Raw genomic sequence first — 1259 nt, 5'->3', positions numbered from 1 at the left:
GCCTTCTTCACCCCCAGCAGGTCGATGCGCTGGCCGCCGGTGACCTTCACGGTCGGCACCTCGAACTTCTCGGCGACGTCCGCGATGGCGCGCAGCTCCTGCGGGTTGGTGATGCCGCCGTACATCCGCGGGACCACGGAGTAGGTGCCGTCCTTCTGGATGTTGGCGTGGGCGCGCTCGTTGATGAACCGCGACTGCGCGTCGTCCCGGGCCTCGGCCGGGAAGGTGCTGATGCAGTAGTAGTTGAGCGCCGGCCGGCACTTGGAGCAGCCGTCCGGTTCCTGCCAGCCCAGGGCCTCGCGGACCGCCGCGGGGGAGGTGAGGTGGCGCTCGCGGATGGCCTCGCGGACCTCGTCGTGGGAGAGTGCCGTGCACTCGCACAGGGTCGGCTTGTCCTCGGTCACCGCGTCGGCGCCGGCGGCGAGGGCGACGATGTCGCCGACCAGGGACTTGCACGAGCCGCAGGAGGTGCCGGCCTTGGTGGCCTTCATCACCGCAGCCGGGCTGGTCAGCCCGTCGTCGCGGACCGCGGCGACGATGGCGCCCTTGCATACCCCGTTGCAGTCGCAGACCTGTTCGTCGTCGCCCATCAGTGCGGCGCGTCCGCCGGCGCTATCGCCGCCGCCCTCGGCGTGGGCGCGGCCGAAGATCAGCCGCTCGCGGATCTCCGAGATGTCCTCGCCGCGTTTGATCAGGTCGAAGTACCACGGGCCGTCGTCGGTGTCGCCGTACAGCACGGCGCCCTGCAGGCGGTCGTCACGGACGACGAGCTTGCGGTAGACGCCGCGCCGCGGGTCCTGGAGGACGATGTCCTCGGTGTCCTCGCCGCCCTCGTAGTCGCCGGCGGAGAACAGATCGATGCCGGTCACCTTGAGCTGGGTCGAGACCACCGAGCCCTCGTAGCGTCCGATCTGGTGCTGGGCCAGGTGATTGGCGCAGACCCGGGCCTGCTCCCAGATCGGCGCGACCAGTCCGTACGTGGCCTTGCGGTGCTCGACGCACTCGCCGACCGCGTAGATGCGCGGATCGAAGGTCTGCATGGTGTCGTGCACCACCACGCCGCGCTCGCAGTGCAGGCCGGCGTCCCGGGCCAGGGCCGTGTTGGGGCGGATGCCGGCGGCCATCACCACCAGGTCCGCCCGGACCTCGGTGCCGTCCTCGAAGCGCACCCCGCTTACCCGTCGGCGTCCGAGGATGCGCTCGGTGACCGCCTCCATGCGGAAGTCCAGGCCGCGCTCGATGAGCGTGTCCCGGAGCAG

The 1259-nt window shown here is 70.9% G+C and carries 1 protein-coding gene; it reads right to left on the bottom strand.

The window, feature by feature from the left end; genetic code table 11:
• A partial coding sequence (locus G7A99_RS20085; protein ID WP_163143579.1) for a (2Fe-2S)-binding protein occupies positions 1 to 1259 on the bottom strand: 1259 nt, incomplete at both ends.

The organism is Arhodomonas sp. KWT (assembly GCF_010993615.1).
Note: the sequence above shows the minus strand (reverse complement) of the source record. Positions and strands in the feature narration are given on the sequence as shown.